General features: G+C 60.3%; 20 protein-coding genes. 11 read left to right on the forward strand and 9 right to left on the reverse strand.

Features of this window, described 5'->3' with window-relative positions; translation table 11 throughout:
- The first annotated feature begins 2 nt into the window (after positions 1-2).
- The 8 genes from prmA (at position 3) to AQ621_RS13575 (ending at position 9273) form a co-directional block, all read left to right on the forward strand.
- Complete coding sequence (prmA, locus tag AQ621_RS13540) at positions 3-899, forward strand: 50S ribosomal protein L11 methyltransferase (RefSeq protein WP_058341876.1); 897 nt, start codon at positions 3-5, stop codon at positions 897-899.
- Positions 900-983: 84 nt separating this feature from the next.
- Positions 984-2150, forward strand: a complete 1167-nt coding sequence (locus tag AQ621_RS13545; protein WP_058341877.1) for a DUF3426 domain-containing protein — start codon at positions 984-986, stop codon at positions 2148-2150.
- A gap of 211 nt (positions 2151-2361) precedes the next feature.
- On the forward strand, positions 2362-3360 hold the full coding sequence (gene dusB, locus AQ621_RS13550; RefSeq protein WP_058341878.1) for a tRNA dihydrouridine synthase DusB: 999 nt from the start codon (positions 2362-2364) through the stop codon (positions 3358-3360).
- Complete coding sequence (gene fis / locus AQ621_RS13555) at positions 3357-3674, forward strand: DNA-binding transcriptional regulator Fis (RefSeq protein WP_022988371.1); 318 nt, start codon at positions 3357-3359, stop codon at positions 3672-3674. The genes dusB and fis overlap by 4 nt, the downstream gene beginning before the upstream one ends.
- A 23-nt stretch (positions 3675-3697) precedes the next feature.
- Positions 3698-5278 (forward strand): bifunctional phosphoribosylaminoimidazolecarboxamide formyltransferase/IMP cyclohydrolase, encoded by a 1581-nt coding sequence (gene purH, locus AQ621_RS13560; RefSeq protein WP_058341879.1) that lies wholly within the window; start codon positions 3698-3700, stop codon positions 5276-5278.
- Between the two features lie 22 nt (positions 5279-5300).
- Positions 5301-6587, forward strand: coding sequence for a phosphoribosylamine--glycine ligase (purD, locus tag AQ621_RS13565; protein WP_058341880.1), 1287 nt, complete (start codon positions 5301-5303; stop codon positions 6585-6587).
- A 103-nt stretch (positions 6588-6690) separates the two neighbouring features.
- Positions 6691-7626: an alpha/beta fold hydrolase gene (locus AQ621_RS13570; protein ID WP_058341881.1), complete on the forward strand. Its 936-nt coding sequence runs from the start codon at positions 6691-6693 to the stop codon at positions 7624-7626.
- A 75-nt stretch (positions 7627-7701) separates the two neighbouring features.
- Positions 7702-9273 carry a cation:proton antiporter family protein gene (locus tag AQ621_RS13575; RefSeq protein ID WP_058341882.1) on the forward strand — a complete coding sequence of 524 codons (1572 nt, stop codon included), beginning with the start codon at positions 7702-7704 and terminating at the stop codon, positions 9271-9273.
- Here AQ621_RS13575 and senA read toward each other — a convergent pair.
- From senA to AQ621_RS13590, 3 genes are all read right to left on the reverse strand, one after another.
- On the reverse strand, positions 9243-10577 hold the full coding sequence (gene senA / locus AQ621_RS13580) for a selenoneine synthase SenA (protein WP_058341883.1): 1335 nt from the start codon (positions 10575-10577) through the stop codon (positions 9243-9245). The two genes, AQ621_RS13575 and senA, sit on opposite strands and share 31 nt — an antisense overlap.
- A 295-nt stretch (positions 10578-10872) precedes the next feature.
- Positions 10873-13983, reverse strand: a complete 3111-nt coding sequence (locus AQ621_RS13585; RefSeq protein ID WP_058341884.1) for an efflux RND transporter permease subunit — start codon at positions 13981-13983, stop codon at positions 10873-10875.
- Entirely contained in the window at positions 13983-15155 is a 1173-nt protein-coding gene (locus AQ621_RS13590) for an efflux RND transporter periplasmic adaptor subunit (RefSeq protein ID WP_058341885.1), read from the reverse strand. The genes AQ621_RS13585 and AQ621_RS13590 overlap by 1 nt, the downstream gene beginning before the upstream one ends.
- 126 nt (positions 15156-15281) lie before the next feature.
- On the opposite strand from AQ621_RS13590, the gene AQ621_RS13595 reads away from it, so the two are divergent.
- Complete coding sequence (locus AQ621_RS13595; RefSeq protein WP_058341886.1) at positions 15282-15881, forward strand: TetR family transcriptional regulator; 600 nt, start codon at positions 15282-15284, stop codon at positions 15879-15881.
- On the opposite strand, the gene AQ621_RS13600 is transcribed toward AQ621_RS13595, so the two are convergent.
- Positions 15882-17720 carry an SLC13 family permease gene (locus AQ621_RS13600; RefSeq protein ID WP_058341887.1) on the reverse strand — a complete coding sequence of 613 codons (1839 nt, stop codon included), beginning with the start codon at positions 17718-17720 and terminating at the stop codon, positions 15882-15884. It lies immediately after the preceding gene.
- A gap of 270 nt (positions 17721-17990) precedes the next feature.
- On the opposite strand from AQ621_RS13600, the gene AQ621_RS13605 reads away from it, so the two are divergent.
- Positions 17991-19379, forward strand: coding sequence for a sigma-54-dependent transcriptional regulator (locus tag AQ621_RS13605; protein WP_058341888.1), 1389 nt, complete (start codon positions 17991-17993; stop codon positions 19377-19379).
- Complete coding sequence (locus AQ621_RS13610; RefSeq protein WP_058341889.1) at positions 19376-20479, forward strand: transporter; 1104 nt, start codon at positions 19376-19378, stop codon at positions 20477-20479. The genes AQ621_RS13605 and AQ621_RS13610 overlap by 4 nt, the downstream gene beginning before the upstream one ends.
- 7 nt (positions 20480-20486) lie before the next feature.
- On the opposite strand, the gene AQ621_RS13615 is transcribed toward AQ621_RS13610, so the two are convergent.
- From AQ621_RS13615 to AQ621_RS13635, 5 genes are all read right to left on the reverse strand, one after another.
- Positions 20487-20960 carry a hypothetical protein gene (locus tag AQ621_RS13615; RefSeq protein WP_058341890.1) on the reverse strand — a complete coding sequence of 158 codons (474 nt, stop codon included), beginning with the start codon at positions 20958-20960 and terminating at the stop codon, positions 20487-20489.
- Positions 20961-20964: 4 nt separating this feature from the next.
- Positions 20965-21657, reverse strand: a complete 693-nt coding sequence (locus AQ621_RS13620; RefSeq protein WP_058341891.1) for a C39 family peptidase — start codon at positions 21655-21657, stop codon at positions 20965-20967.
- 14 nt (positions 21658-21671) lie between these two features.
- On the reverse strand, positions 21672-22010 hold the full coding sequence (locus tag AQ621_RS13625; RefSeq protein WP_036219135.1) for a hypothetical protein: 339 nt from the start codon (positions 22008-22010) through the stop codon (positions 21672-21674).
- A 53-nt stretch (positions 22011-22063) separates the two neighbouring features.
- Positions 22064-23095 (reverse strand): hypothetical protein, encoded by a 1032-nt coding sequence (locus AQ621_RS13630; RefSeq protein ID WP_058341892.1) that lies wholly within the window; start codon positions 23093-23095, stop codon positions 22064-22066.
- A gap of 384 nt (positions 23096-23479) precedes the next feature.
- Positions 23480-25072 carry an isocitrate lyase gene (locus AQ621_RS13635; protein WP_022988387.1) on the reverse strand — a complete coding sequence of 531 codons (1593 nt, stop codon included), beginning with the start codon at positions 25070-25072 and terminating at the stop codon, positions 23480-23482.
- Between the last annotated feature and the right edge of the window lie 233 nt (positions 25073-25305).

Genomic DNA, 25305 nt, shown 5'->3' on the forward strand with positions numbered 1-25305 from the left:
CCATGCCCTGGATACAACTCCAGATTCCAGCTGATCCGGATACTGCGGATCAGCTGGAGGATCTGTTAATGGAAATGGGCGCAGACGCCGTTTCCATGGAAGACGCAGCCGACCAGCCCCTGTACGAGCCCGATCCGGGCACCACTCCCCTCTGGAGCCAGACCACCGTTACCGGCCTGTTCCAGTCTGATCGCAACATCGAACAGCTGTTAGCGGATATCCGCGACGCCTGGCACCAGCAAACCCAGCAGTCCCTGGCCGAGATTGAAGTCACACTGGTGGAAGACAAGGACTGGGAACGGGCCTGGATGGATGATTTCCATCCGCTGCAGTTCGGTGAACGCCTGTGGATTGTGCCCAGTTGGCACGAGGCGCCAGACCCCGATGCCGCCAACCTGTTGCTGGACCCCGGCCTGGCCTTCGGCACCGGCACCCACCCCACCACCGCCCTGTGCCTGGAATGGCTTGACGGCCAGGATGTTGCCGGCAAACAGGTAACCGACTACGGCTGCGGCTCCGGTATCCTGGGCCTGGCTGCCCTGCTGCTGGGTGCGGACCATGTGATTGGCGTGGATACAGACCCGCAAGCCCTGGAAGCCAGCCGCGACAACGCCCGTCGTAACGGCGTGGAAGACAACCGCCTGGACCTCTACCTGCCCGGACATGATCCCGACACCCAGGCGGACGTAATGCTGGCCAACATCCTGGCCCAGCCGCTGATTGGTCTGGCGCCGAGGCTGGCAGAGCTGACCAGGCCCGGTGGCCACCTGGTACTGTCCGGCATTCTGTTCAACCAGGCCCGGGAAGTGATGGATGCCTACGAACCCTGGTTCATCATGGACGAGCCGGAACAGAAAGAAGACTGGATACGCCTCACAGGACGGCGCAGGGACAGATGACGGCCCAGGCGTTTATGACTAAACTGCCTGACTCGTACTGACCAAAATGCAATGACCTAGCGATCCCGCTTTCAGGACCGAAGCATGACCCAGAGCAGCCTGCAGACCCAGTGCCCCCAATGCGAAACCCGTTTCCGGGTAACCGACGAACAACTCGGCGTAGCCGGGGGCAAGGTACGTTGCGGCAGCTGCATGAACGTGTTCAACGCTCTGGAACACCGGGTCACTGAAAGCGGGACGATTGCCACGCCCCCCGAGGAAAAGCCGCAAGAACCCGCGGATGTCGGTTTTGGCGAAGACGAGTTTGTGTTTGCCGACAACCCCGAAGAAGACGCCACTGAAGGCCGCTACGCCGGCAGCAAGCTCACATTCGATGAGGACGAGCTCAGCGACAGCTTCCGGGATGTGGATGAACCCGATGCCCCCGGCTTCCGGGACGACTCAGACGATCACGACAACCATCAGGTAGACGAAAGCTGGGCAGAAGCCATGCTTGAAGAGGTGGAACCCGGGCAGGAGCACAAGCCTGAAAAGGAACCGGAGCCTGAACCTGAACCTGAACCTGAACCTGAACCTGAACCTGAACTTCTGAAAGTTGAGCCGGAGCCCGAACCGGCACAACCCCACGCCGATGATGAACCGCCGCTGACTGCCGATGACGACCGGGTGGGCGATCCCGTCATCAGCCGCCCCGCCAAACCGTTCCAGCCGGACAACCTTTACCAGGACCTGCGCCGAGACCCGGTATCCGTGGGAGGTGGCCGTGGCGGCCTGCGCACAGCCCTTTGGACACTGGTGGTACTGGTGCTGATTGGCGTTCTGGTGGCCCAGGTTACCTGGTTCCAGTTTGACCGGCTGTCTGCCATCCCCCAGTTGCGCCCGTTCTACGAGAAAGGCTGTGAACTTGCCGGCTGCCAGCTCAAGCCCCTGGTGGATGTCGACGCCATCCAGAGCCGGAAGCTGGTGGTACGCACCGATCCGGAAAACCGTACCCAGCTGATCGTCGATGCGGTTATCCTCAACCGGGCAGGCTTTGAACAGCCGTTCCCGGCCATCGCCCTGACCTTCTCGAACCTTAACGGCGACGTGGTTGCACAGAGTGTGTTTTCCCCTGATGAATACCTGGCCGGCGAAGCCACCGGGCTGGGTGCCATGCCGGTAGAAACACCGGTTCGCATCGCCATCAGCATTCGCGATCCGGGCCGCGACGCGGTTAACTACAATCTGGATTTCCGGCCGGCATCCCCCTGACAGCGCCGGACAACCGCCATGCCGGCACACAGTTGACAGCGCAAAAGTCAACCAGAAAGCACGAAAAATAATCAATTTTTTCCTGCTTTCGCCCCTTCAATCGATGTGCCCCCGGCGGTATCATTACCGCCCTTCGGAGACCGGAGCGGTCAGAAATTAACCAACCGCTCCACCGAACCTTGCTTAACCCGCTGTGACACGGACTCAGATCATGCTGCCAACGGCAAAAATCGGGCCGTACACCCTGCCCAACCCGCTTATTGTTGCGCCCATGGCCGGCGTAACGGATCGCCCTTTCCGGCAGCTTTGCCGCCGAATGGGCGCTGGTCTGGCGGTATCGGAAATGGTCATAGCAGACAGCAAGCTCTGGCATACGCGCAAATCGCGCACCCGCCTGAACCATCAGGGTGAACCGGAACCCCGCTCGGTACAGATCGCCGGCGGCGACCCTGAGATGCTGGCGGATGCCGCCCGGCAAAATGCCGAGTTTGGTGCCCAGATCATCGACATCAACATGGGCTGCCCGGCCAAGAAGGTCTGTAACAAGGCCGCCGGTTCTGCCCTGATGAAAGATGAAAAACTGGTGCGGGCAATCCTCGAGGCCGTTGTGGCCGCCGTGGATATACCGGTCACCCTGAAAATGCGCACCGGCTGGGACCGGGACAACCGCAACGCACCGGTGATCGCCCGCATGGCCGAAGACGCCGGCATCCAGGCACTGGCAGTACATGGCCGCACCCGGGCAGACAAATACAACGGAAACGCCGAATACGACACCATCGCTGCGGTAAAAGCCAGCGTGGGTATTCCGGTGTTCGCCAACGGCGACATCACCACGCCGGAAAAAGCCCGGCAGGTGCTCGCGCACACCGGCGCAGACGGCCTGCTGATTGGCCGTGGGGCACAGGGCCGGCCATGGATCTTCCGGGAGATTCTGCACTACCTGGAAACCGGCACGCACCTGGCTGAGCCACCGCTGGATGAAGTCGAGCAGATTCTGTCGGAGCACCTGGCCGAACTGCACAGCTTCTACGGCGAGAAAATGGGTGTGCGTATCGCCAGAAAGCATGTGGGCTGGTATCTGCAGTCCCACGACGAGAACAAACAGTTCCGAACACGCTTCAACGGCATCGAAGATGCGCTGGAGCAGAAAGACAGCATCGAACAGTACTTTGCAGGCTTACGAAATGGAGAGGTATTCGCAGCATGACCGCTGAGACTTTGGCAAACGACAACCTGGGCACCCCGGCCAACGATGATGTCCATCAGTTGCACACGGTAAATAATAGCGGCAACAGTGTCACCCTGCGTGACAGCGTGGAAGTGGCCCTGAAAAACTACTTCACGCAGCTGGACGGCGCACCGGTTTCTGACGTGTACCAGCTGGTGCTGTCAGAAGTGGAAGCGCCCCTGCTGGAGCAGGTAATGAAGTACACCCGCAACAACCAGACCAAGGCCTCCACCATGCTTGGCCTGAACCGCGGCACCCTGCGCAAGAAACTCAAGCAGTACGGTCTGCTTTAATCTGACAAAGGAAGGCAGTCACCATGGCAAACCAGGCAAACACCCCCGTCCGTCGCGCCCTGATCAGCGTAAGTGATAAAACCGGCATCGTCGATTTCGGCCGAGCCCTGACTGAACGCGGCGTTGAGCTGCTGTCCACCGGCGGTACCTTCCGCCTGCTCAAGGAAAACAACGTACCGGTCACCGAAGTGTCCGACTACACCGGTTTTCCCGAGATGATGGATGGCCGGGTAAAAACCCTGCACCCGAAGATTCACGGTGGCATTCTGGGCCGTCGCGGCACCGATGATGCCATCATGGGCGAACACGGCATCAACCCCATCGACATGGTGGTGGTGAACCTGTATCCGTTCGAAGAGACCGTGGCCAACCCGGACTGTGACCTGCCGACTGCCATCGAGAACATCGACATCGGCGGCCCCACCATGGTTCGCGCCGCCGCCAAGAACCACAACGATGTCGCCATCGTGGTGAACGCCTCCGACTACAGCCGGGTTCTGAAAGAGCTGGACAGCAACGACGGCCAGCTCACCTACAGCACCCGCTTCGACCTGGCGGTAAAAGCGTTCGAGCACACCGCCGGTTACGATGGTGCCATCGCCAATTACCTGGGCGGCCGTACCCCGGACAACGACAATACCGACTTCCCCCGCACCTTCAACGCCCAGTTCGTGAAGGTTCAGGACATGCGTTACGGCGAGAACCCGCACCAGCGCGCCGCCTTCTACGCCGAGCGCAACCCGAAAGAAGCCTGCGTGGCCACCGCCAAGCAGTTGCAGGGCAAGGAACTGAGCTACAACAACGTAGCCGATACCGATGCCGCCCTGGAGTGCGTCAAACCCTTCGCAGACCCGGCCTGTGTCATCGTCAAGCATGCCAACCCCTGTGGTGTGGCCATCGGTGCCGACATCCTGCAGGCCTACGACCTGGCCTTTGCCACCGACCCCACGTCCGCCTTTGGCGGCATCATCGCCTTTAACCGGGAACTGGATGCCACTACCGCCAAGGCCATCGTGGATCGCCAGTTTGTGGAAGTGATCATCGCCCCGAGCGTGGCGCCGGAAGCGGTCGAGATTGTTGCTGCCAAGAAGAACGTACGCCTTCTGGCCTGCGGCGAATTCGACGGCGAGCGCGCCCAGACCATGGACTACAAGCGCGTAACCGGCGGCCTGCTGGTCCAGGACCGTGACCTGGGCATGGTCGCTATGGAAGACGTGAAAGTGGTTACCGAGCGCCAGCCCACCGAAGAAGAGCTGAACGACCTGCTGTTCGCCTGGGAAGTGGCCAAGTACGTGAAATCCAACGCCATCGTCTACGCCAGGGCGGGCCGCACCATCGGTGTGGGCGCAGGCCAGATGAGCCGCGTTTACAGCGCGAAGATTGCCGGTATCAAAGCCGCCGATGAAAACCTGGAAGTGAAGGGTTCGGTGATGGCCTCCGATGCTTTCTTCCCGTTCCGCGACGGCATCGATGCCGCCGCCGCTGCCGGTATCACCGCAGTGATCCAGCCGGGCGGTTCCATGCGCGACCAGGAAGTGATCGACGCCGCCAACGAGCATGGCATTGCCATGGTCTTCACCGGCATGCGCCATTTCCGTCACTGATCAACGTATTCAGGAGCAGCACATGAACATTCTGGTTATTGGCAGTGGCGGGCGCGAACACGCCCTGGCGTGGAAAGCAGCCCAGTCTCCGCAGGCAGAAAAAGTCTTCGTGGCACCGGGTAACGCCGGTACCGCCCGAGAGCCGAACCTGGAGAACGTCGACCTGGACGTGATGGACCTGGACGGCCTGGCCAACTTTGCCGAGCAGAACAACGTCGGCCTGACCATCGTTGGCCCGGAAGCCCCTCTGGTGGCAGGCGTGGTGGACAAGTTCGAGGCCCGCGGCCTGCGCATCTTCGGCCCCAGCGCCGGTGCAGCCCAGCTGGAAGGCTCCAAGGCCTTCACCAAGGACTTCCTGGCCCGCCAGAAGATCCCGACCGCCGACTACGCCAACTTCACCGATGTAGACGAAGCCCTCGCCTACGTGCGTGAAAAGGGTGCGCCGATCGTGGTCAAGGCCGACGGCCTGGCCGCCGGTAAAGGCGTGATCGTGGCCATGACCCTGGAAGAAGCCGAGGATGCCATCCGCGACATGCTCGCGGGCAATGCCTTCGGTGATGCCGGCAGCCGCGTGGTGGTGGAAGAATTCCTGGACGGCGAAGAAGCCTCGTTCATCGTGATGGTCGACGGCAAGAACGTGCTGGCCATGGCTACCTCCCAGGACCACAAGCGGGTAGGCGACGGCGACACCGGCCCCAACACCGGCGGCATGGGTGCCTATTCTCCGGCCCCGGTAGTCACGCCTGATGTGCACCAGCGAATCATGGACGAGGTGATCTACCCCACGGTCAACGGCATGGCGGCTGAAGGTCATCCCTACAAGGGCTTCCTGTATGCCGGCCTGATGATCGATGCCAACGGTGCGCCGAAGGTGATCGAGTTCAACTGCCGCTTCGGCGACCCGGAAACCCAGCCGATCATGCTGCGCATGAAGTCTGACATGGTTGAGCTGTGCCAGGCGGCCGTGGATGGCAAGCTGGATGCGTGCAATTCCGAGTGGGACGACCGCGCCTCTGTGGGCATCGTGCTGGCTGCCGGCGGCTACCCTGCCGACTACAGCAAGGGTGATGTGATCTCTGGCCTGCCGGAAAGTGAAACCGAAGGCGAGAAGGTGTTCCACGCCGGCACCAAGCTTAACGGCGACGACGTTGTCACCGCCGGCGGCCGCGTACTCTGCGCCACCGCCTTGGGCAACACTGTGACCGAAGCCCAGCAACGGGCCTATGCGCTGGCGAAGAAAATCAGCTGGAACGGCATGTTCTACCGTAACGACATTGCCTACCGGGCCATTGCCCGGGAGCAAGGCTGAGTTTCAGGCTCTGCCCGTTAAAGCTGTCAGCCCGGTCATTGACCGGGCTTTTTTATGGGTTAGTGTTAGGCCATCAACCCGAAACCATGAAAAGGAGTTCACTGTGCCCCGTAACGCACTCAACCTTGTTCTGTTGCTTGCTACCACCCTTCTGATCAGCGCTTGCTCGAAACAGGGTATCTACGACAGCGCCATCGGCTGGGAGCGCTCCAGCGCCGGGCTGGAAACCGAACAGGTCGCAGTCGGGGAACTGGATATCACCTACCTGCGCAGCAAAGAGCGAGTCGACGGCGACACCGTGGTTCTGATTCACGGCTTTGGTGCCAACAAGGACAACTGGACCCGGCTGGCGAAGGAATTCAAAGGCGAGTTCAACATCTACGCCTTCGACCTGCCCGGCCATGGCGACAGCAGCAAGCCCATGGACATCGGCTACCGCTTTGAAGACCAGGTGGGCTACCTGAACCAGGCGCTGGCAAAGCTGGGCGTGGAGCGGTTCCACATGATGGGCAACTCCATGGGCGGCGCCATCACCGCTCTCTATTCTGCAACCCATCCCGACCAGGTACAAACGGCGGTGCTGTTTGACCCGGCAGGCATCTTCGAATACGAGAGCGAACTGGTCGACCTGGTACTGGAAGGCGACAACCCGCTGATTCCGAAGCAAGAAGGTGACTTCGACAAGCTGCTGGATTTCGCCCTGGAGAAGCGCCCGTTCGTGCCCTGGCCCATCTTCGACGTAATGGAAGAAAAGGCCATCGCCAACCGGGAAGTCAACGAAGTCATCTTTGCCGCCATCCGCGACACCGGCTTTGAGCCGGATTTCCGCAATGCCATCACCAACATCCAGGCGCCGGTTCTGGTGGTGTGGGGCAAGCTGGACCGGGTGATCGACTACCGCAACGCCGACGTCTTCGTTGACGCCATCCCCAATGCCCGCAAAGCCATTCTGGATGACATCGGCCACGCTCCCATGGTGGAAGCCCCGGAGCAGTCTGCAGAACTGTTCCGGCGGTTTCTTGCAGAGCAGCAGCCCTGACACCAACGGCCACTACATTTACGGTTAAAAAAACGGTAAGGTTTCGGGCCTGTTTTCCCGTCAAAAGAACGCGCCATGCCTGAAGCCATCTGGATCAGTTTCGCCTTTGTTATCGGCCTGCTTGTTAAAGGCATCGGCCTGCCACCACTCGTCGGTTACCTGGCCGCGGGCTTTGTGCTCAGCGGCCTGGCCGCCAACACCGAAATTACCGCAGAGCCCACCGATGTGCTGGCTCACATCGCCCACCTGGGTGTTCTGCTGCTGTTGTTTACCGTAGGCCTGAAACTCAAGCTGCGCTCGATCGTCAGCCCGGAAGTGATCGGCGGCAGCCTGCTGCACTTTGCCATCACCTGCGTGGTGTTTGCCCCCGGTCTGTACCTGCTGTTTGACCTGGACTGGACCACCGCCCTGATGCTGGCGATTGCCCTGTCCTTTTCCAGCACCGTGCTGGCGGCCAAGGTACTGGAAAGCAAGCGGGAACTGCGGGCGTTCCACGGTAGGGTAGCCATCGGCATATTGATCATGCAGGACCTGATCGCCCTGGTGGTGATGAGCCTGGCCGCAGGCAAAACCCCTTCCGAGTGGGCGCTGATTGTCTTTGGCCTGCCCCTGCTACGGCCCCTACTCTACAAACTGCTGGATGCCAGTGGTCACGACGAACTGCTGGTGCTGCTGGGATTGCTGCTGGCCCTGGTGGTCGGTGGCCTGGGTTTCGAGGCGGTGGGCCTGAGTTCGGAACTGGGCGCCCTGGTGTTCGGCGCCATGCTGGCCAACCACCCCCGCTCCCAGGAACTGGCCAAGTCCCTGTGGAGCGTGAAGGAAATCTTCCTGGTGGGTTTCTTCCTGCAGATCGGCATTGGCGGCCTGCCAGACCAGCAAGCCCTGATTTTTGCCGTCGTAGCCGCCCTGCTGCTGCCGCTCAAAGGCATACTGTTCTACTTCCTGCTGCTGGGCTTCCGCCTGCGTGCCCGCAGCAGTTTCCTGACCTCCCTGTCGCTGACCAACTACAGCGAATTCGGCCTGATTGTCGCCAGCATCGCCCTGCCTGAATGGCTGATTCCGCTGGCCATTACCGTGTCGCTGTCCTTCGTGATCTCGGCACCCCTGAACCGGTTTGCCCACAGCCTGTTCGAGAAGCTGTCACCACGCATCGTCCGCTTCGAGAGCAAGAAACGGCACCCGGACGAACAGCCGATTTCCCTGGGCGATACCCGCATACTGGTGATGGGCATGGGCCGCACCGGCACCGCCACGTACGACTGGCTTCAGCCCCACGAACCCAAAATCATGGGCCTGGACTCCGACCCGGCGAAAATGGAAAAGCACCAGCAGGAAGGCCGGAACGTAGTCTTTGCCGATGCCGAAGACAACACCTTCTGGCAGGGCCTGCATATGCCTGCGCTGCAGTCGGTGGTACTGGCCATGAATGATATCGAAGGCAAGCTCATCGCCGCCCGGATGCTGCGCAAGCTCGGTTTTGAGGGCTATATCGTGGCCCACACCATGTACGCCGACGAAGCCGAGAAAATCCGCATCGCCGGCGCAGACGAAGCCTACCTCACCATGAGCGAGACCGGCGTAGCCCTCGCCAGCCACCTCATGGACAAATCAGGGCTTCAGACCGCGCAGGTGCGGAACCCGGTATAAACATCACCGCGGAACGGCAGGTACGCCTGCCGGTAAGTGCCACGAACCAGGTTGGATGACGTGGCACAACTGCCCCCCTTGGTCACCTTGTGAGTGGCAAACTGCAGGGTCGACATGAATGGATACATATCCACCTTGAAGCCGTCATAAGGCAGGAACTCGTTGCTGGTCCACTCCCAGACCGAACCAATCATCTGCCGGCAGCCAAACGGACTGTCCCCTGACGGATAATCCGACACCGGATTACGGGCCATGGACCGGCCGTCCATATCCGCCCGCAACGCACCTGGCAGCTCGTTGCCCCAGGGATACCGACGGAAAGGCTCACCGGGCTTGTTACCCAACGCCGCCACCTCCCACTCATACTCCGTCGGCAACCGCCGCCCGGCCCATGTGCAGAACGCCTCCGCTTCCCAATACGTCACATGGGTAACCGGCGCACCCGGCTCCAGCGGCAGCCACTGGTCAAACACCCGCTCCTGCCAGTGCCCTTCATGCCAGCGCCAGTACAGCGGATGCCGTGGCACCGTCATCCGGGGCTCCGCGACCCCATGCACCAGTGCTACATCCACTTCAGTCTCCAGCCACTTCCGGCCCCCAAACGACCAAAGCTCAGGGCGCTTGTAGCCATCGTCCTCAACAAACGCCTGAAACTCCCGGTTACTCACCAGGGTACGACTGATCGCAAACGCCGGCAGCTCCACCTCAAAACGTGGCTTTTCAGCATCAAACGCAAAGTCTTCGGTCGCATACCGTTCAGACTCACCCGGCATCCCGATCACCCAACGCCCGGCCGGAATCTGCGCATCACCGCTCACCGGCTCGCCCGGAGCCGGCCGATCGCCCTTGAAATCCACCGGCGCCGGATAACCCACCGTCTGCCGGCACCAGATCAGCGACTCGATGTGCATGTTCTGGTGATAAATGGCGTAGCGGTAGAGATACAGCTCTTTATCGGTCAGTTCCCGACCGTTGATGCGTTCGGCAACCCGGTCGTAGATGGTGTTGAAATACTTGAGAGTTTCTTCCCGGCCCGGAAACAGATCCCGACTCCAACGATCTTTGTGATCGACATGGAAAGAGTCCCACAGGTCATCCATGGAAGGATCATAGCTGGGCGTACCGTCCAGCAGGTTAAAGACAAAGACCTCGTAGAAGAACGCTGAGTGGCCCATTTCCCAGAGCGGTGGGTTCACGCCCGGGTGATACGGAACATCCAGTTTCTCTTCGGGCAAAGTAACAATCAGCTGTTCTGTCCGGCTGCGAGCCAGCTCAAGTTCAGCCAGAAGCGCTTTCTTGTTCATGTTTAGACCTAATATCCCCTAGCCTGAAACCTCGGTGCAGGAGCAAGTTCGGAGAGGCTTTCCAAAAACCGCTCCTGGCGGCACATCCATGTGTCGCTTCTGTTCCGCCATCCCTGGCTCCACAAATTTTTGGAAAGCCTCTCCGAACTCGCTCTTCATACGCCATGAATAAACGAGAGTACCAAACAAAAAACCGCCGCCGGTAGTCACCGACGGCGGTTTTCAGATTATAACTACGACAGCCAGCACCGATTCAGCTCACTCACAGGCGGCAATCAGCAGGCTATCGCGGCGATCAGGCAGCTTTGCGCTTACGCCGCCAATCGGCCAGATCTTCGATAAGCTTGTAGAACAAGGGCACGAAGAACAGCGCCAGGGTACTGGCCGCCAGCATACCGCCGACCACCACGGTGCCGATTTCCTGGCGGGAAACCGCACCCGCACCGGAGCTGAACGCCAGCGGCAGAGAGCCCACAATGAACGTCAGTGCCGTCATCATGATCGCCCGGAAGCGCTGACGGGCTGCCGCGCTGGCTGCCTCAAACGAGCTCATGCCGGCTTTGCGGTTCTGGGCTGCGAACTCCACGATCAGGATCGCGTTCTTGGCCGCCAGGCCAATCAGCACCAGCAGGCCCACCTGGAAGTAGATGTCGTTCGGGAAGCCACGCCACAACGACGCCAGGGCCGCCCCGAACACACCAAAGGGAACAGCGGTGGCCACCGCCACCGGCAGGCCCCAGCGCTCGTACTGGGCCGCCAGGATCAGGAACACCAGCAACAGGCCCATGCCGAAGGCCAGGGTGCCGGAATCGGCAGAATCCTGCAGCTGGTAGGCCTCGCCGGTCCAGCCCAGCAGCGTGTTGCGGTCAAATTGCTCCGCCGCCACTTCCTGCAATGCCGTCAGGGCTTCACCGGTGGTGTGGCCCGGGGTCGGGTCTGCCAGCAACTTGGCCGCCGGGTACACGTTAAACCGGTTGAGGATATCCGGGCCACTGGTGCGTTCCAGCTCCACCAGCGAACTCAGCGGAATCATCTCGCCATAGTTGGAGCGCACGAACACCTTGCGCAGATCATCCGGGTGGCTCCGGAACTCACCTTCGGACTGCAGGTTAACCTGCCAGTTGCGGCCCTGCAGGGTGAAGTCGTTCACGTACAGGCCACCGAAGGTGCTCTGCATGGTGGTGAAGATCTGGTCGATGGGCACGCCGGCGGCCTGGGCTTTTTCCCGGTCGACGTTGGCTCGGTACTTCGGAATACCCGTGTCCAGGGTGACCCGCACGTTGGTCAGCTCCGGCCGGGCATTGGCGGCCTGGGTGAAGCCGTCGGCCATGGCCTTGATTTCAGCGGGGGTGCGGCCGCCACGGGCCTGGATGTAACCTTCCACACCACCGGTGGTAGACAAGCCCTGAATGGGTGGCGGGGTAAAGGCAATCACGAAGGCTTCCGGCATGCCGAAGCCGATGCCCATCACCTTCTTGGCAATGTCAGCCGCCGCCTGGCCTTCGCCTTCCCGTTCCGCCCAGTCTTCCAGGGTCACAAACGCCACACCGCTGTTGGTGCGCAGGGCGCTGGAGATGATGTCAAAACCGGCGAAGGCGACCACGTCTTTCACTTCCGGCATGGCTATCATCTTCTGCACCAGCTCGTCCCGGGTCTGCTCGGTCCGGCTCAGGGAGGACGTGGGAGGCAATGAATAGGCGGTCAGCACAAAGCCCTGGTCTTCCTGGGGCACCAGCCCGGAGGGCATCGCCTTCATCAGGAAGACCGTACCGCCCAGCATGGCGGCAAACAGCAGTACGCCGACAACCGCGTGCCTTAACAGCCAGTCCACCACGGCAGAGAAGCCGGCGGTGAGCTTGTCGAAGCCGGCATCAAACCAGCGGAACACCGTCAGCTGCTTGCCCTCATGGCCCAGCAACAGGGCACACATGGCCGGAGTCAGGGTCAGCGCCACGATACCCGAGATCACCACCGACACCGCAATCGTTATCGCAAACTGCCGGTACAGCTCGCCACTCAGGCCACCCAGGAAGGCCACCGGCGCGAATACCGCCACCAGCACCAGGGTTGACGACACTACCGCCCCGGAAACCTGGCCGATGGTAGCCACGGCGGCGTTGTAGGCCGACATGCCCTCTTCCTTCATCAGGCGCTCGGCGTTTTCCATGATGATGATGGCGTTATCCACCACCACCCCGATGGCCAGTATCAACCCGAACAGGGTCAGCAGGTTGACCGAGAAGCCCAGCGCCTGCATGCCCGCAAAGGTGCCGACAAGCGAGACCGGAATGGCAATCAGCGGGATCAGGGTCGCGTTGATATGCTGCAGGAACAGGAAGGTCACCAGCACCACCAGCAACACCGCCACAATGAAGGTATTGATCACCTCCTGGATGGAAATGTCGATAAAGCGGGTGGTGTCGTAGGGAACGTTGTATTCCAGCCCCGCCGGGAAACGGTCAGCAATTTCCTTCATCGCTTCGTCGACCGCCTCGGCGGCATCCAGGGCGTTGGCACCGGGCTGCAGGTAAACCCCCATGGGTACGGTAGCGCCACCGTTGTAGACCGCCGCAAAGTCGTAGTTCTGGGCTCCCAGCTCAATGCGGGCAACATCCTTCAGGCGCAGGGAGGCACCCTGCTCGTCACTGCGCAGGATCACTTCGCCGAATTCTTCCGGGCTGGCCAGCCGGCCGGGCGCAGACACACTGAAGGTGAAGGCCTGGCCTTCCGGGGCCGGTTCGGCACCGATACGGCCGGCGGCAAACTGGGCGTTCTGGCCGCGCAGGGAGTTGGCCACATCACCGGGGGTCAGTTCGTACTGGGCTAGCTTGTCGGGCCGCAGCCAGATCCGCATGGAATAGTCCTGGGCACCAAACAACGAGGCATCACCAATACCCGGCAGGCGCACCAGCTCGTCCAGCACGTTGAGCAGGGCATAGTTGGAGATTTCCACCACATCCATGGAGTTGTCCGGAGAGGACAGGGTAATCACCTGCAGGATGGAGGTGGAACGGGCTTCCACCTTCAGGCCCTGGTCCCGCACCGACTGGGGCAGCCGTGCCAATGCCTGCTGCACCCGGTTGTTGACGTTGATGGTGGCCTGGTCCGGGTCGGTGCCGATTTCAAACGACACGGTTACCCGGAAGCTTCCGGAGTCGGTGGCGCTGGATTCCAGGTAGATCATGTCGTCCACGCCGTTGATCTCCTGCTCCAGTGGGGCCACCACGGAATCGGCGATAACATCGGCACTGGCGCCGGGGAAGCGGCCGTCGACCACCACCTGGGGTGGCACCACGTTGGGGTACTGTTCCACCGGCAGGCCAAGCAGTGCCAGGGCACCACCCAGGGTAATAATAATGGAGACGACCGTCGCGAAAATCGGGCGGTCTATGAAGGTGCGTAGCATCAGTCAGTACCCTCCCCGTCTTCGGCATTGGTCACATTCACCTGTGCGCCGTCGCGGAGGTTGGTCAGGCCACTGACAATAAAGCGGTCACCGGCTTCCAGCCCTTCAAGCAAAATCTGCCGGCCCTGGGAAACCGGGCCAAGCTCAACCGCCTTTGCGCGGGCCTTGCCTTCGTCGTCCACTACATACACCACCGGGCCTTGCGGGCCCTGGGCAACCGCTTTTTCCGGCACGGTGATGATGTCGTCAAACGACTGCAACTCCACCCTTACCCGGACAAACTGGCCAGGCACAACCATCTGTTCCGGGTTCGGGAACACGGCCCGGGCCGACACCGAACCGGTGCGCGGGTCGAGGGTCGAGGCGGTGAAGTCGATACGGCCATCCAGCGGGTATTCGCTGCCGTCCGACAGCACCAGCCGGGCGTTCACGTTCTGCTCTTCACCGGCACTGGCCATGCCTTCACGGGCAACCCGGCGGATGGTGGCGTCGTTTTCCGGCAGCGCGAAGCGCACATGAATCGGGTCCAGCTGCACGATGGTGGTCAGCAGGGTGCCTGTATCAATCAGGCTGCCTTCCGGGAAGTCTTCCAGGCTGGTAACCCCGCTGATCGGTGCAGTCACCTCAGTATAGCCCACGTCCAGCTCGGCCTGGGTCATGCCGGCATTCGCCACGGCCATATTGGCCTGGGCCAGTTCCAGGGCAGACTGCGCCGAGTCACGGTCGCGCTCACTAACCGCATTACGCTCGTAAAGCGAGGAAATCCGGTTCCACTCCCGCTCGGCCTGGCGCAGGTTGGCTTCCGCTACCTGGCGCTGGGCTCGGGCACGCTGAAGCGCCGCCTCGGCCGGCTTTCGATCAATCCGGAACAGGGCATCGCCCTCACTCACCATCTGCCCTTCGTCGTACAGGCGCTGCTCCAGAATACCGCTGATCCGGGCGCGCACTTCCACTTCCCGGGCACCACGGGCACGGCCAGCGTAGTCCTGGCGCACACTGGCGTCTGTCAGTTCAGCGGTTTCCACCACCACGGCTGCCGGTGGCATGCCGCCCCCACCCTGCTGTGCCGGCTGATCGTCGTTACTGCAGCCCGCCAGCACTAACAGGGCAGACAAACCTGCAAGGATCAGCCCGTTACGGGCCAACGGTCGATGAGAGCTTTCGAAGGGCATGTGCGTTCTCCTGAACACCGGATCGGAAAAATTAAGAGCGCGATAACATACATTCATTCGTGTATGTATGTAAACTGTTCTCGTTTATACTCCTTTGCCAAACACACAGACCACCACACGAGAACCATGGCACGAAAAACAAAAGCAGAAGCGGAAGCCACCCGGGAAGCCATCATGGACTGCGCCGAGCAGGTGTTCATGGACAAGGGCGTAGCCCGCGCCTCACTGGAAGAAATCGCCCGGGCAGCCGGCGTTACCCGGGGCGCCGTTTACTGGCACTTCCGTAACAAGCAGGACATCCTTCATGCCATGCTGGAGCGGGTACGGGCACCACTGGGTGAAATGATAGACGATGCCAGCCGGGGCGGGCACAGCCTGGAGAACCTGAAAGAACTGTGTGTCGTGGCCCTGCGCAAACTGGCGGAAGATGCCCGGTACTTCCGGGTGTATTACATTCTGTTCCACCGGAATGAGTCCGACCAGGCCCTGAACAAGCACCGGGAACTGGCGGATGAAGGCCTGGCCTTTGTCAGCAGCATTTTCAGTATCCCGGAAATCCGCAAACAACTGCGCCCGGGCCTCACCCCGGAGCAGGCGGCCTACCTGCTCCACACCCAGATGCTGGGCCTGTTCTTTGACTGGCTGGCAACACCGGAGCGCTGGCGCCTGGCCGAAATCGCTCCGGCGCTGGTGGATACCTTCTTCAAAGGCCTGTTACAGGACTGATCAGTTCCACACCCACAGAATCATCGGCACTGCGGTGGCCGTCACCACCGCAGAGAGTGGCAAACCCAGCCGCCAGTAATCCCCGAAACGGTAACCACCCGGCTCCATGACCAGGGCATTGGACTGATGCCCGATAGGCGTCAGGAAGGCACAGGAAGTACCCACCGCAACCGCCATCAGGGCAGCATCCGGCGACAAACCAAGCTGGGCCGAGATACCGAGGGCAATGGGCGCCACCAACACCGCTGCCGCCGCATTGTTAACCACGTTAGACAGCAGCATGGAACCCACCAGGATAATCGTGAGTGCCACCCAGGGTGCCTGCCCGGCGGCCACATCCAGGATCTGGCCGGCAATGAGCGCGGCACCTCCGGTGCTTTCCAGGGCCTGCCCCACCGGGATCATTGCCGCCAGCAACACAATCACCGACCAGTCGATGGCCCGGTAGGCTTCTGAGGTGTCCAGCAAGCGGGTAAGCACCATGGCCACGGCACAGGCCACCAGGGCCACCGGTGGTGTCAGCCAGCCGGACAGGATGACGGCAATCGCTGCCAGGAACAGCCCGCCAGCCAGCCAGAGATTGCTCTGCCGCCCCAGACTCAACTCCCTTTCCGCCAGTGGCAGGCAACCCAGCTGCTGCAGGGTGCCCATCAGGGTGTCTTGGTAGCCCTGAACCAGCAGGATGTCGCCGGAACGAAAACGGATATCGGCCAGGCGCTTTTTCAGGCGATGGCCCTGCCGGGCAACCGCCACCACGTTCAAACCATACCGCTCCCGCAGGTTCAGCCGGTTAGTGGTGCGGCCCACCAGCTGCGACGAAGGCGTGATAATGGCCTCGGTCAGGCGAACGTCACCGGTAGCAATCTGCGTTTCCGCGGACTCGCCGGCAGGTCTCGCCTTGCCAGGGTCTTCACCGGCCTGTTCGTCCGAATCGTCGCTTTCCTCTTCCCCGACGACATTGGCGAGGGCGAGCCCGGTGAAATCCACAAACTCCTGCAGGCTTTCCGTATCCGCCTCAACCAGCAGCAGATCCCCTTCCCGCAACACGCTGTAGGTGGACGGTGCCGGAGAGGTTTTGTCACCCCGGATCAGGGCCAGCACCACCACACTCTTGTCGCCCTCTCCGGCTGTCAGCAGGTTGTGCAAGGTACTACCGGCATAGTCGGAACCCTCAGGCACCCGCAGTTCGGTCACGTAGTCCCCCACACTGAACAGCTTGTCGCCGGCAGCAGGATCGTCCCGCTTCGGCGTCAGGCGCCAGCCTATCAGCCCGATAAACAGGATACCGGCCACAGTGATGGCCAGGCCCACCGGGGCGAAATCCACCAGGCCGAACGAACCTGCCTCCCGGTAGCTGGCAATGATGATGTTCGGCGGTGTACCGATCAGGGTGATGGTGCCACCCAGCAGTGAGCCGAACGCCAGGGGCATAAGCAGCAAGGAGGGCGACCGGCCGGATTTACGGGACATCCAGATAGCCACCGGCATCAAGAGCGCAAGGGCCCCTACGTTGTTAATAAACGCAGAGCACAGGGCCACCACCAACGTCAGGGTAATCACCTGCAACACGGCGTTACGGCCTACCTTGCCGAGCAGCCGTGCCACGGCATCGACCACCCCGCCGTTGACCAGCCCCTGACTGATAACCAGCACCGCCGCCACGGTAATCACCGCCGGGTGGCCGAAGCCTGCGAACAACTGGTCAGACGGCACCAGCCCGGCCATAGCTACTGCCAGCAAGGCCAGCATGGACACCACATCAAAGCGCAGCCGGTTCCAGACAAACAGCCCGAGGGTGATGCCGAGCACCAGAAACACAATCCATTGGTCAGACAACATCAAATCACTGCTCCACTTCGATGTCCGTGTCGACAATATTTACAAACCGGACGGGCAGGTTAAGGGGCCATACCGGCAAGCCTCTGAAACACGGGAAGGTTCCAGAATTGGTTCGAAACCTGCTTGTAACCTGCTCGAGGATTCAGCCGCCCTGAACCCGGGCAGGCCACAGGGCCGTGGACGACTATAGCAGTTCCCGCAGCAGTACCCGAAAGATCCCCTGATCATAAAAGCCGTCGATTGTTCAGCCACTTTGCCGGAGCAAAGACCATGGAACAGAAGCGACCGCTTGTCTGGCTGTCAGCGGATTCCCGTCAGGATACAACCGGCCTGCCTGTCGAAAAACACTGGCAGGTCACCTTTGTGAACGCCGCCAGCCCACCGGTTGCCCTGCACCCCGGGTGGGTTGGCAAGCCTGTCGGCGTATGTAACCTGGCCGGGCTGTCACCGGAACAGGCAGAGGGTGTGCGGCACTGGCTGGAGCTGTTGCCGGTGCGCTGCTGGCTGGCGCTGGTTCAGCCCTCCCAGAAGGAGCAGCCCGAAATACAGCGGCTGATCCGGGATTATTGCCAGGACTACCACACCCTGCCCGCCGACTGGCCGCGCCTGAACAACAGCCTGGGCCATATGTGGGGTATGAGCAGGCTGAACCAGGCCGACAACAGCGCAGGACACCTCGGCTACCAGGACGTTGTGCTGGAAGGCCCGTCTGAAACCATCCGCCGCACCCGGAGCCTGCTGCGCCGGTTTGCCGCCACCGGTGAGCCGGTGCTGATCTACGGTGAAAGCGGAACCGGCAAAGAAGCCGCAGCGGAATTTGTTCACCGGCATTCGGATCGCCAGCACCAGCCGCTGGTCAAGGTTAACTGCGCGGCACTCCCGCCGTCGCTGACCCAGAGCGAACTGTTCGGCCATGAGCGTGGCGCTTTCACCCACGCGCTAAAGGCCCGTAAAGGCCGGATTGAAGCCGCCGATGGCGGCACCCTGGTGCTGGCCGGTGCCGACGAACTGACCCCCGAACAACAGTCCGCCATTCTCCGTTTTCTCCAGGAAGGCCAGATTGAACCCGTAGGTTCTAACCGGGTTATTACCGTTGATACACGGGTTATTGCCATCTGCAATACGCCGCTTGACCAACTGGTCCGGCAACACCAGTTCCGGGAAGACGTGTTCTACCGGCTGGGCAACCTGACCGTCACCCTGCCGCCTTTACGGCAACGGCTGGAAGACCTGCCCTACCTGGTGGACCGAATACTGGAAACCGGAGGCGGGAAAAGCTACCGGATCGGCAATGCCACGCTGATTGCCATGGCGCGGCACAGCTGGCCTGGAAACCTGCGAGAACTTCAGAACCGCCTTAGCCAGGCGATGTTGCTGGCAAGGAGCCTGCGTTTGGAGCCCGAAGACCTGGGCCTGCTGGGCGCACCGCTGGCCAGCCACCCCGACCGGCTCTCGCTGGAGGCCTACCGCGCCAAGGCCGACCAGGAAGCCATCAGCACCAGTCTTTCCCTGACGCACCAGAACATCTCGGCGGCCGCCCGGCTGCTGAAGATTTCACGGGTGTCCCTGTACCGGTTGCTGGAGAAACACCAACTTCAGCATCTGTCCAACCACAGCTCCCACCAAAACCCTGACCGGGGTAACGGAGAAGGATCATGAACACAAAACTGTCCACCCTGGCACTCGCCGTTGCGCTGATACCCCTGGCTCACGCAGAACCACCAACGCCGGAATTCACCTCTGGTGGCATCAGCAGAACCAGCCCGCAGCAACCCGCTGACTCAACAGCTAAAGCAGAGGCAGAAGCCCGGGCCCAGGATGCAGCCACGGATATCGCTTCAATCACCGCAGACCGGGGCATTGTTACCCGGCCGGGGCGGTTTACCATTGAGCCGTCATTCTCCCACGCCCACAGCAACGCGACCCGGGTCGCCATTGAGGGCTATACCGTGATTCCTGCCTTGTTGATCGGGCTGATCAACATCTCGGAAGTGCAGCGGGATATCTTCGTGGGTGCAGTCTCCCTGAAGTACGGTTTTACCAGCCGGTTTGAGGCCGGTTTTCGGGTGCCATACCTGAGCATCAACGAAGACTTGCGGGAGCGGGAGGTTTTCGACGGGACTCCGGTCGATTTTGTCCGGGAATCCTCCGGTGACGGACTTGGAGATGTCGAGCTTTCCCTGCGTTACCAGCTGAACGATGGCCTGGATGGCTGGCCCTACCTGATCGGCACCTTCCGGGCCAAGGCCCCGACCGGGGACGGCCCTTATGATGTCGAGCAGAAAGTCCTCACCGACAACAAAGGCAACCCGATTGGTTTCGAACTGGCTGAGCGCCCAACCGGCTCCGGCTTCTGGTCCGTAGAACCCGGAATATCCTTCATCTACCCGTCAGACCCTGCCGTGCTGTTCGGCAATCTGAGCTACGTGTGGACCATCGAGGAAGACCAGGGCTTCGAGAACGGCGGCACGGTCGACCCCGGCGATGTGGTGCGCTTCGGTTTCGGCATGGGCTTCGCGTTCAACGAACGCACCTCGTTCAGCCTGGGCTATGACCACTCAGTGATCCGCAAGACCACCCTGGAGTTCGGCAACGACCTGTTTGCCGCCAACTTTGACCGCATCCAGGTGGGCTCACTGGCCTTCGGACTGTCCCACCGGGTATCAGACTCCACAACCCTGAGCCTGACCGTCGCGGTGGGGGTAACAGACAGCGCGCCGAACAGTGAAATCACCCTGAAACTGCCGATCAACCTGTAAGGCAGACTCAGGGCAACAGGGGCAAGCCGGAATCCCTCGGGAACCGGTAAGCCCCGCCCAGGTTGTTCAGCTCGATATTGAGGGTGCGGATGTGCTGGATGGTGGTGCTGTCCAGGCTGTTCTGCAGCACCGTCATCCATCCGCCATTACCCACCGGGGCAGAAGTCAGCGACATCCCGGCAGCACCGGCGGCCTGAACATTCATAACGGTTTCCATCTGTTGTACCTGTTGCGTCAACCGGTCGCTGTTCATGGCCTGGTTCAGGTCCGGGATGTTCAGCCGGTTCACCACCAGGGTTTCACCGTTCACAGCCACCAGCTGTTCCAGGCCGATGGCAATCTCCAAGCCATCCAGCACGAAACCGCCACGCAGCATCGCCAGTTCGGCATCCGGCAGGGCTTGTACGGGCAGCTTCAGCTCCGCCCCTGCTGTGCCGGCAAGCATCAAGAAGGCAACCAGAAAGCACGCTTTGCGTTTCATAGCCTCACCAATCCTGTGTACTGGGCCAGTACGGCAGGGTGTGGCCCAAAGCCGGGCTTCCCAGCCCTTTGAACAACGGCGCCCGGGCCAGCCCCGGCCAGTCATTTTTTGCCAGGAAGCCTGCACGTCCCTGGTCCAGGTGGCTGCGGATTACAAACGCCGAACCATCCCAGTGTTGTTCGAACTCCGCCACGCTGTAGGCTTTCAGGCCCCGGGCCGGATCGCCCACCAACACCTCTGTATCACTGATGCCCTTGATCACCACGAAATGCCGGTAGCCACCGAGGGTTACCAACGCAATCACCGGAACCCGCACCTGGTCGCGGATACCCGCCAGCGGCATTCTGAAACCATCCGCCTGATAACCCTCAGCCTCCAGGTAACGCTTCATATCCAGCATCGAGAAGCCCTCTCGGCGCACCTTGTCCTGGTCCGCCAGGGCCAGCATATTGGCAAATACTTCCTGCTCGGTAACCGGGCGGTCGTAGTGGAACGACAGTAAAGATGCCAATGCCGCCGAGCCACAACTGAAATCATATTGTTGCCGCATCACGTCAGTGAAACGCCGGTCCTGAAAACTGCTGACCGATACGGGAATATCACCACCGGTTCCGGGTACCAGAATCGTACCGGCAAAAACGGTGGACCAGAGCGCACAGCCCAAGGCACCAGCCAGCACCTTTGCCTGAATCGCCATAGCCCACCTCCGGATTACTGGTTAAGAAGAATGTTGATCTGGGTGCTGTCCTGGATCACCACCTGGTTACCGGTGTTCTGGATAACCGTGGCCACACCGCTCATGTTCTGGAACGCCTGGTCAGAAATCCGGTTATCACCGGTCAGAATATTTCCCGACAATACGTTGTCGCTGACCATGGCATTCTGCTCGGTGTCATTCAGTTGCCACTGGACGGGAATGCCCTGTCGGCCACTGGCCTCTTCCAGTTGCCCGGCGTCCATGGGCTCGAAGCCTGCCCAGTCCTGGGCGACGGCCAGGGCCGGCAATCCCGCCAGCACAGTTATCAGCATTCTGTTCATGATTCTGGCCATGACACATCTCCCGACAAGCCAGGGCTGCCCGGAAAAGGCAGCCCTGCTTTGCCTCAGTTTGTGCCACCTGCGCTCAGGTTGGACATTACGCTCACGTTGGCCTGGGTCACACTGCCAACGCCGGCGTTCTGGGCAATGGCGCCCACACCGGTGAAGTTGGCAGATCCACCGGAGATCTCGTTGGAGGTCCGGGTGTCAACGTAGGAGCCACCACCATTGGCATCGCCATAGGTGACGTTGCTGCCGGTGACCGAACCACTCAGCTCGGCGTCGTTCATGAACACTTCCATCGACAGGTTCAGCGTAGTGGTGCTGTTGTCAGAGTTGTCACTGCTGTCGCTGTTGTTGGAGTCAGTGTTGGTGGTGGAGTTGTCCGAACTGTCACTGGCGATCTTGAACGAATCATTCACGCTGGTGCTGTTGTCGGAACTATCGGAGTTGTCTGAGTTATCAGAGTTATCCGAATTGTCTGAGTTATCGGAATTATCCGAATTGTCCGAGTTGCCGCTGTCAGCAACCTTGAACGAGTCGTTCACGCTGGTGCTGTTGTCGGAGTTATCGGAGTTATCGGAGTTATCCGAGTTGTCTGAGTTATCAGAGTTGTCAGAATTATCGGAGTTGTCTGACATGTTGTTGCCGGTGTCCGCGATCTTGAACGAATCTGAGACACTGGAACTGTTGTCGGAGTTATCCGAGTTATCCGAATTATCGGAGTTATCGCTGTTATCGGAATTATCCGACATGTTGTTGCCGGTATCGGCAATCTTGAACGAGTCAGCAACACTGGAGCTGTTGTCGCTGTTGTCGCTGTTATCGGAGTTATCCGAGTTGTCCGACATGTTGTTACCCGCGTCGGAAATCTTGAAGGCATCATTCAGACTGCTGCTGTTGTCTGAATTATCGGTGTTGTCAGTGGTTGTGGTTGTATTGGTGGTTGAGTTGTCGTTACCGGAATTGGTGTTTCCGGATCCCTCATCAGCATTCACGTTCGGGCTACCATTACCACCGAGGTCGGCGTAAGCGCCTGCGGAAAGGCCCAGGCCCAGAGCGATAGCAGCTGCCAGCAGAGTTTTTTTAGTTTTCATGATGTCATGTCCTTTTGATGGGATTGGCTTAACGGGATCCGCCCCAGTCCCTCAGGTAGTCGGGTAAGCCAAGGTCCAGATCCGTACAACGGTAAGAGCGATTACCGTGCCAACTCCAGGTCAAGTCCCATAACATACTGAATAAAAAGCCACTTTCGACACTCAGTACAATCCCCGGATTTCCAGCCGACCTCCAACCTGTTGCAGTGCTGAAACAGCCTGTCGCCTCTGTACCACTGCAGAAAGTCTCTTGGCACCAGAAATCAGTCACATAGCCCGAAACGCCGGTGTCAAAAAACAAAAACCCCGCAGGGCGCAAGCCATGCGGGGTTTTCTGTGGTCGGTGAGGGCTGCGCCCTCACCGGAACATCATGGACCGGTCGATTAACCGAACTGGTTCATGGTGTTGTCTTTACCACCGGCCTTCAGAGCCGCTTCACCAGCGAAGAACTCTTTGTGGTCATCACCGATGTTGGAACCGGCCATGTCCTGGTGCTTCACAGTAGCGATGCCCTGACGGATTTCCTGACGCTGTACACCAGCAACGTAGGCCAGCATGCCTTCGTCACCGAAGTAGCCCTTGGCCAGGTTGTCGGTAGACAGAGCCGCAGTGTGGTACGTCGGCAGAGTGATCAGGTGGTGGAATACACCTGCTTCACGGGACGCATCACGCTGGAAGTTACGGCACCACTCGTCAGCCAGCTGACCCAGCTCGGTGTTGTCGTACTCGGCGCTCATCAGCTTGGCACGGTCGTAGGCAGATACGTCTTTGCCTTCTTCCTTCCATGCGTCGAATACCTGCTGACGGAAGTTCAGAGTCCAGTTGAAGGACGGGCTGTTGTTGTAAACCAGCTTGGCGTCGGGTACCACTTCCTTGATGCGGTTAACCATGGCAGCGATCTGGCCAACGTGCGGCTTCTCGGTTTCGATCCACAGCATGTCTGCGCCGTTCTGCAGGCTGGTGATACAGTCCAGAACAACACGGTCTTCGCCAGAGCCAGCTTTGAACTGGAACAGGCCAGAGGCCAGGCGCTTCGGCTTCAGCAGCTTGCCGTTGGACTTGATCACAACGTCGCCGTTCTCGATCTGGGAAGCGTCGTCGATGTACTCACCGTCCAGGAAGCTGTTGTACTGGTCGCCCAGGTCACCCGGCTCGTTGGTTACAGCGATCTGCTTGGTCAGGCCAGCACCCAGGGAGTCAGTACGGGCAACGATAACACCGTCGTCTACACCCAGCTCCAGGAACGCCAGGCGAACCGCGTTGATCTTGGACAGGAAGTCGGCGTGCGGAACAGTTACTTTACCGTCCTGGTGGCCACACTGCTTCTCGTCAGATACCTGGTTCTCGATCTGGATGCAGCAAGCACCGGCTTCGATCATCTGCTTGGCCAGCAGGTAGGTCGCTTCGGCGTTACCGAAACCAGCGTCGATGTCGGCAATGATCGGCACAACGTGGGTTTCGTGGTTGTCGATCTGCTTGATCAGCTCAGCAGCCTTGGCGCTGTCGCCAGCTTCTTCAGCTTCGTCCAGGGCGCGGAACAGGTGGTTCAGTTCCCATGCGTCAGCCTGGCGCAGGAAGGTGTACAGCTCTTCGATCAGGCCGGAAACAGCAGTCTTCTCGTGCATGGACTGGTCAGGCAGCGGGCCGAACTCGGAGCGCAGGGCAGCAACCATCCAGCCAGACAGGTACAGGTAACGACGCTTGGTGGTACCAAAGTGCTTCTTGATGGAGATCATCTTCTGCTGGCCGATGAAACCGTGCCAGCAACCCAGGGACTGGGTGTACTGGGAAGAGTCAGCATCGTACGCAGCCATGTCTTCACGCATGATCTTGGCGGTGTACTTGGCGATGTCCAGACCAGTCTTGAATTTGTTCTGGGCGCGCATGCGGGCAGCGTGCTTCGGGTTGATGGCGTTCCAGGTCGGGTTCTGCTTCAGGATGGAAGCGATTTGGTCGACGTCTTGTGCGTAGGGCATGATCTCTATCCTTTCTACGTTTATGTTCAAAAGGTTCGGAACGCTGCGGCCAGCAGCTTCCGAGGCCAACCACCTGTCTGACAAACCCGGCAGGTGATGACGTTGGGCGTAACTTTAGTGCTTTCGAATTTATAATTGAAATTTATATGGTGTATTTTCGGCATTTTTTCTGTGAATACCCATCAGCAGGTCTAAATGCCTGAAAAATACCCCCTGCACGCGGGCTGAACTCT

Source organism: Marinobacter sp. P4B1, from assembly GCF_001447135.1.
Classification (GTDB): domain Bacteria; phylum Pseudomonadota; class Gammaproteobacteria; order Pseudomonadales; family Oleiphilaceae; genus Marinobacter; species Marinobacter vinifirmus.

Coding starts and splice junctions, on each gene's coding strand:
- AQ621_RS13620 (WP_058341891.1), bottom strand. CDS start 21,657: ATGGCGATTCAGGCAAAGGTGCTGGCTGGTGCCTTGGGCTGTGCGCTC.
- AQ621_RS13590 (WP_058341885.1), bottom strand. CDS start 15,155: ATGCCCTTCGAAAGCTCTCATCGACCGTTGGCCCGTAACGGGCTGATC.
- AQ621_RS13600 (WP_058341887.1), bottom strand. CDS start 17,720: ATGTTGTCTGACCAATGGATTGTGTTTCTGGTGCTCGGCATCACCCTC.
- AQ621_RS13615 (WP_058341890.1), bottom strand. CDS start 20,960: ATGAAACGCAAAGCGTGCTTTCTGGTTGCCTTCTTGATGCTTGCCGGC.
- AQ621_RS13630 (WP_058341892.1), bottom strand. CDS start 23,095: ATGAAAACTAAAAAAACTCTGCTGGCAGCTGCTATCGCTCTGGGCCTG.
- dusB (WP_058341878.1), top strand. CDS start 2,362: ATGCTGCCAACGGCAAAAATCGGGCCGTACACCCTGCCCAACCCGCTT.
- senA (WP_058341883.1), bottom strand. CDS start 10,577: ATGAACAAGAAAGCGCTTCTGGCTGAACTTGAGCTGGCTCGCAGCCGG.
- purD (WP_058341880.1), top strand. CDS start 5,301: ATGAACATTCTGGTTATTGGCAGTGGCGGGCGCGAACACGCCCTGGCG.
- AQ621_RS13585 (WP_058341884.1), bottom strand. CDS start 13,983: ATGCTACGCACCTTCATAGACCGCCCGATTTTCGCGACGGTCGTCTCC.
- AQ621_RS13625 (WP_036219135.1), bottom strand. CDS start 22,010: ATGGCCAGAATCATGAACAGAATGCTGATAACTGTGCTGGCGGGATTG.
- AQ621_RS13545 (WP_058341877.1), top strand. CDS start 984: ATGACCCAGAGCAGCCTGCAGACCCAGTGCCCCCAATGCGAAACCCGT.
- AQ621_RS13595 (WP_058341886.1), top strand. CDS start 15,282: ATGGCACGAAAAACAAAAGCAGAAGCGGAAGCCACCCGGGAAGCCATC.
- fis (WP_022988371.1), top strand. CDS start 3,357: ATGACCGCTGAGACTTTGGCAAACGACAACCTGGGCACCCCGGCCAAC.
- AQ621_RS13610 (WP_058341889.1), top strand. CDS start 19,376: ATGAACACAAAACTGTCCACCCTGGCACTCGCCGTTGCGCTGATACCC.
- purH (WP_058341879.1), top strand. CDS start 3,698: ATGGCAAACCAGGCAAACACCCCCGTCCGTCGCGCCCTGATCAGCGTA.
- AQ621_RS13605 (WP_058341888.1), top strand. CDS start 17,991: ATGGAACAGAAGCGACCGCTTGTCTGGCTGTCAGCGGATTCCCGTCAG.
- AQ621_RS13575 (WP_058341882.1), top strand. CDS start 7,702: ATGCCTGAAGCCATCTGGATCAGTTTCGCCTTTGTTATCGGCCTGCTT.
- prmA (WP_058341876.1), top strand. CDS start 3: ATGCCCTGGATACAACTCCAGATTCCAGCTGATCCGGATACTGCGGAT.
- AQ621_RS13635 (WP_022988387.1), bottom strand. CDS start 25,072: ATGCCCTACGCACAAGACGTCGACCAAATCGCTTCCATCCTGAAGCAG.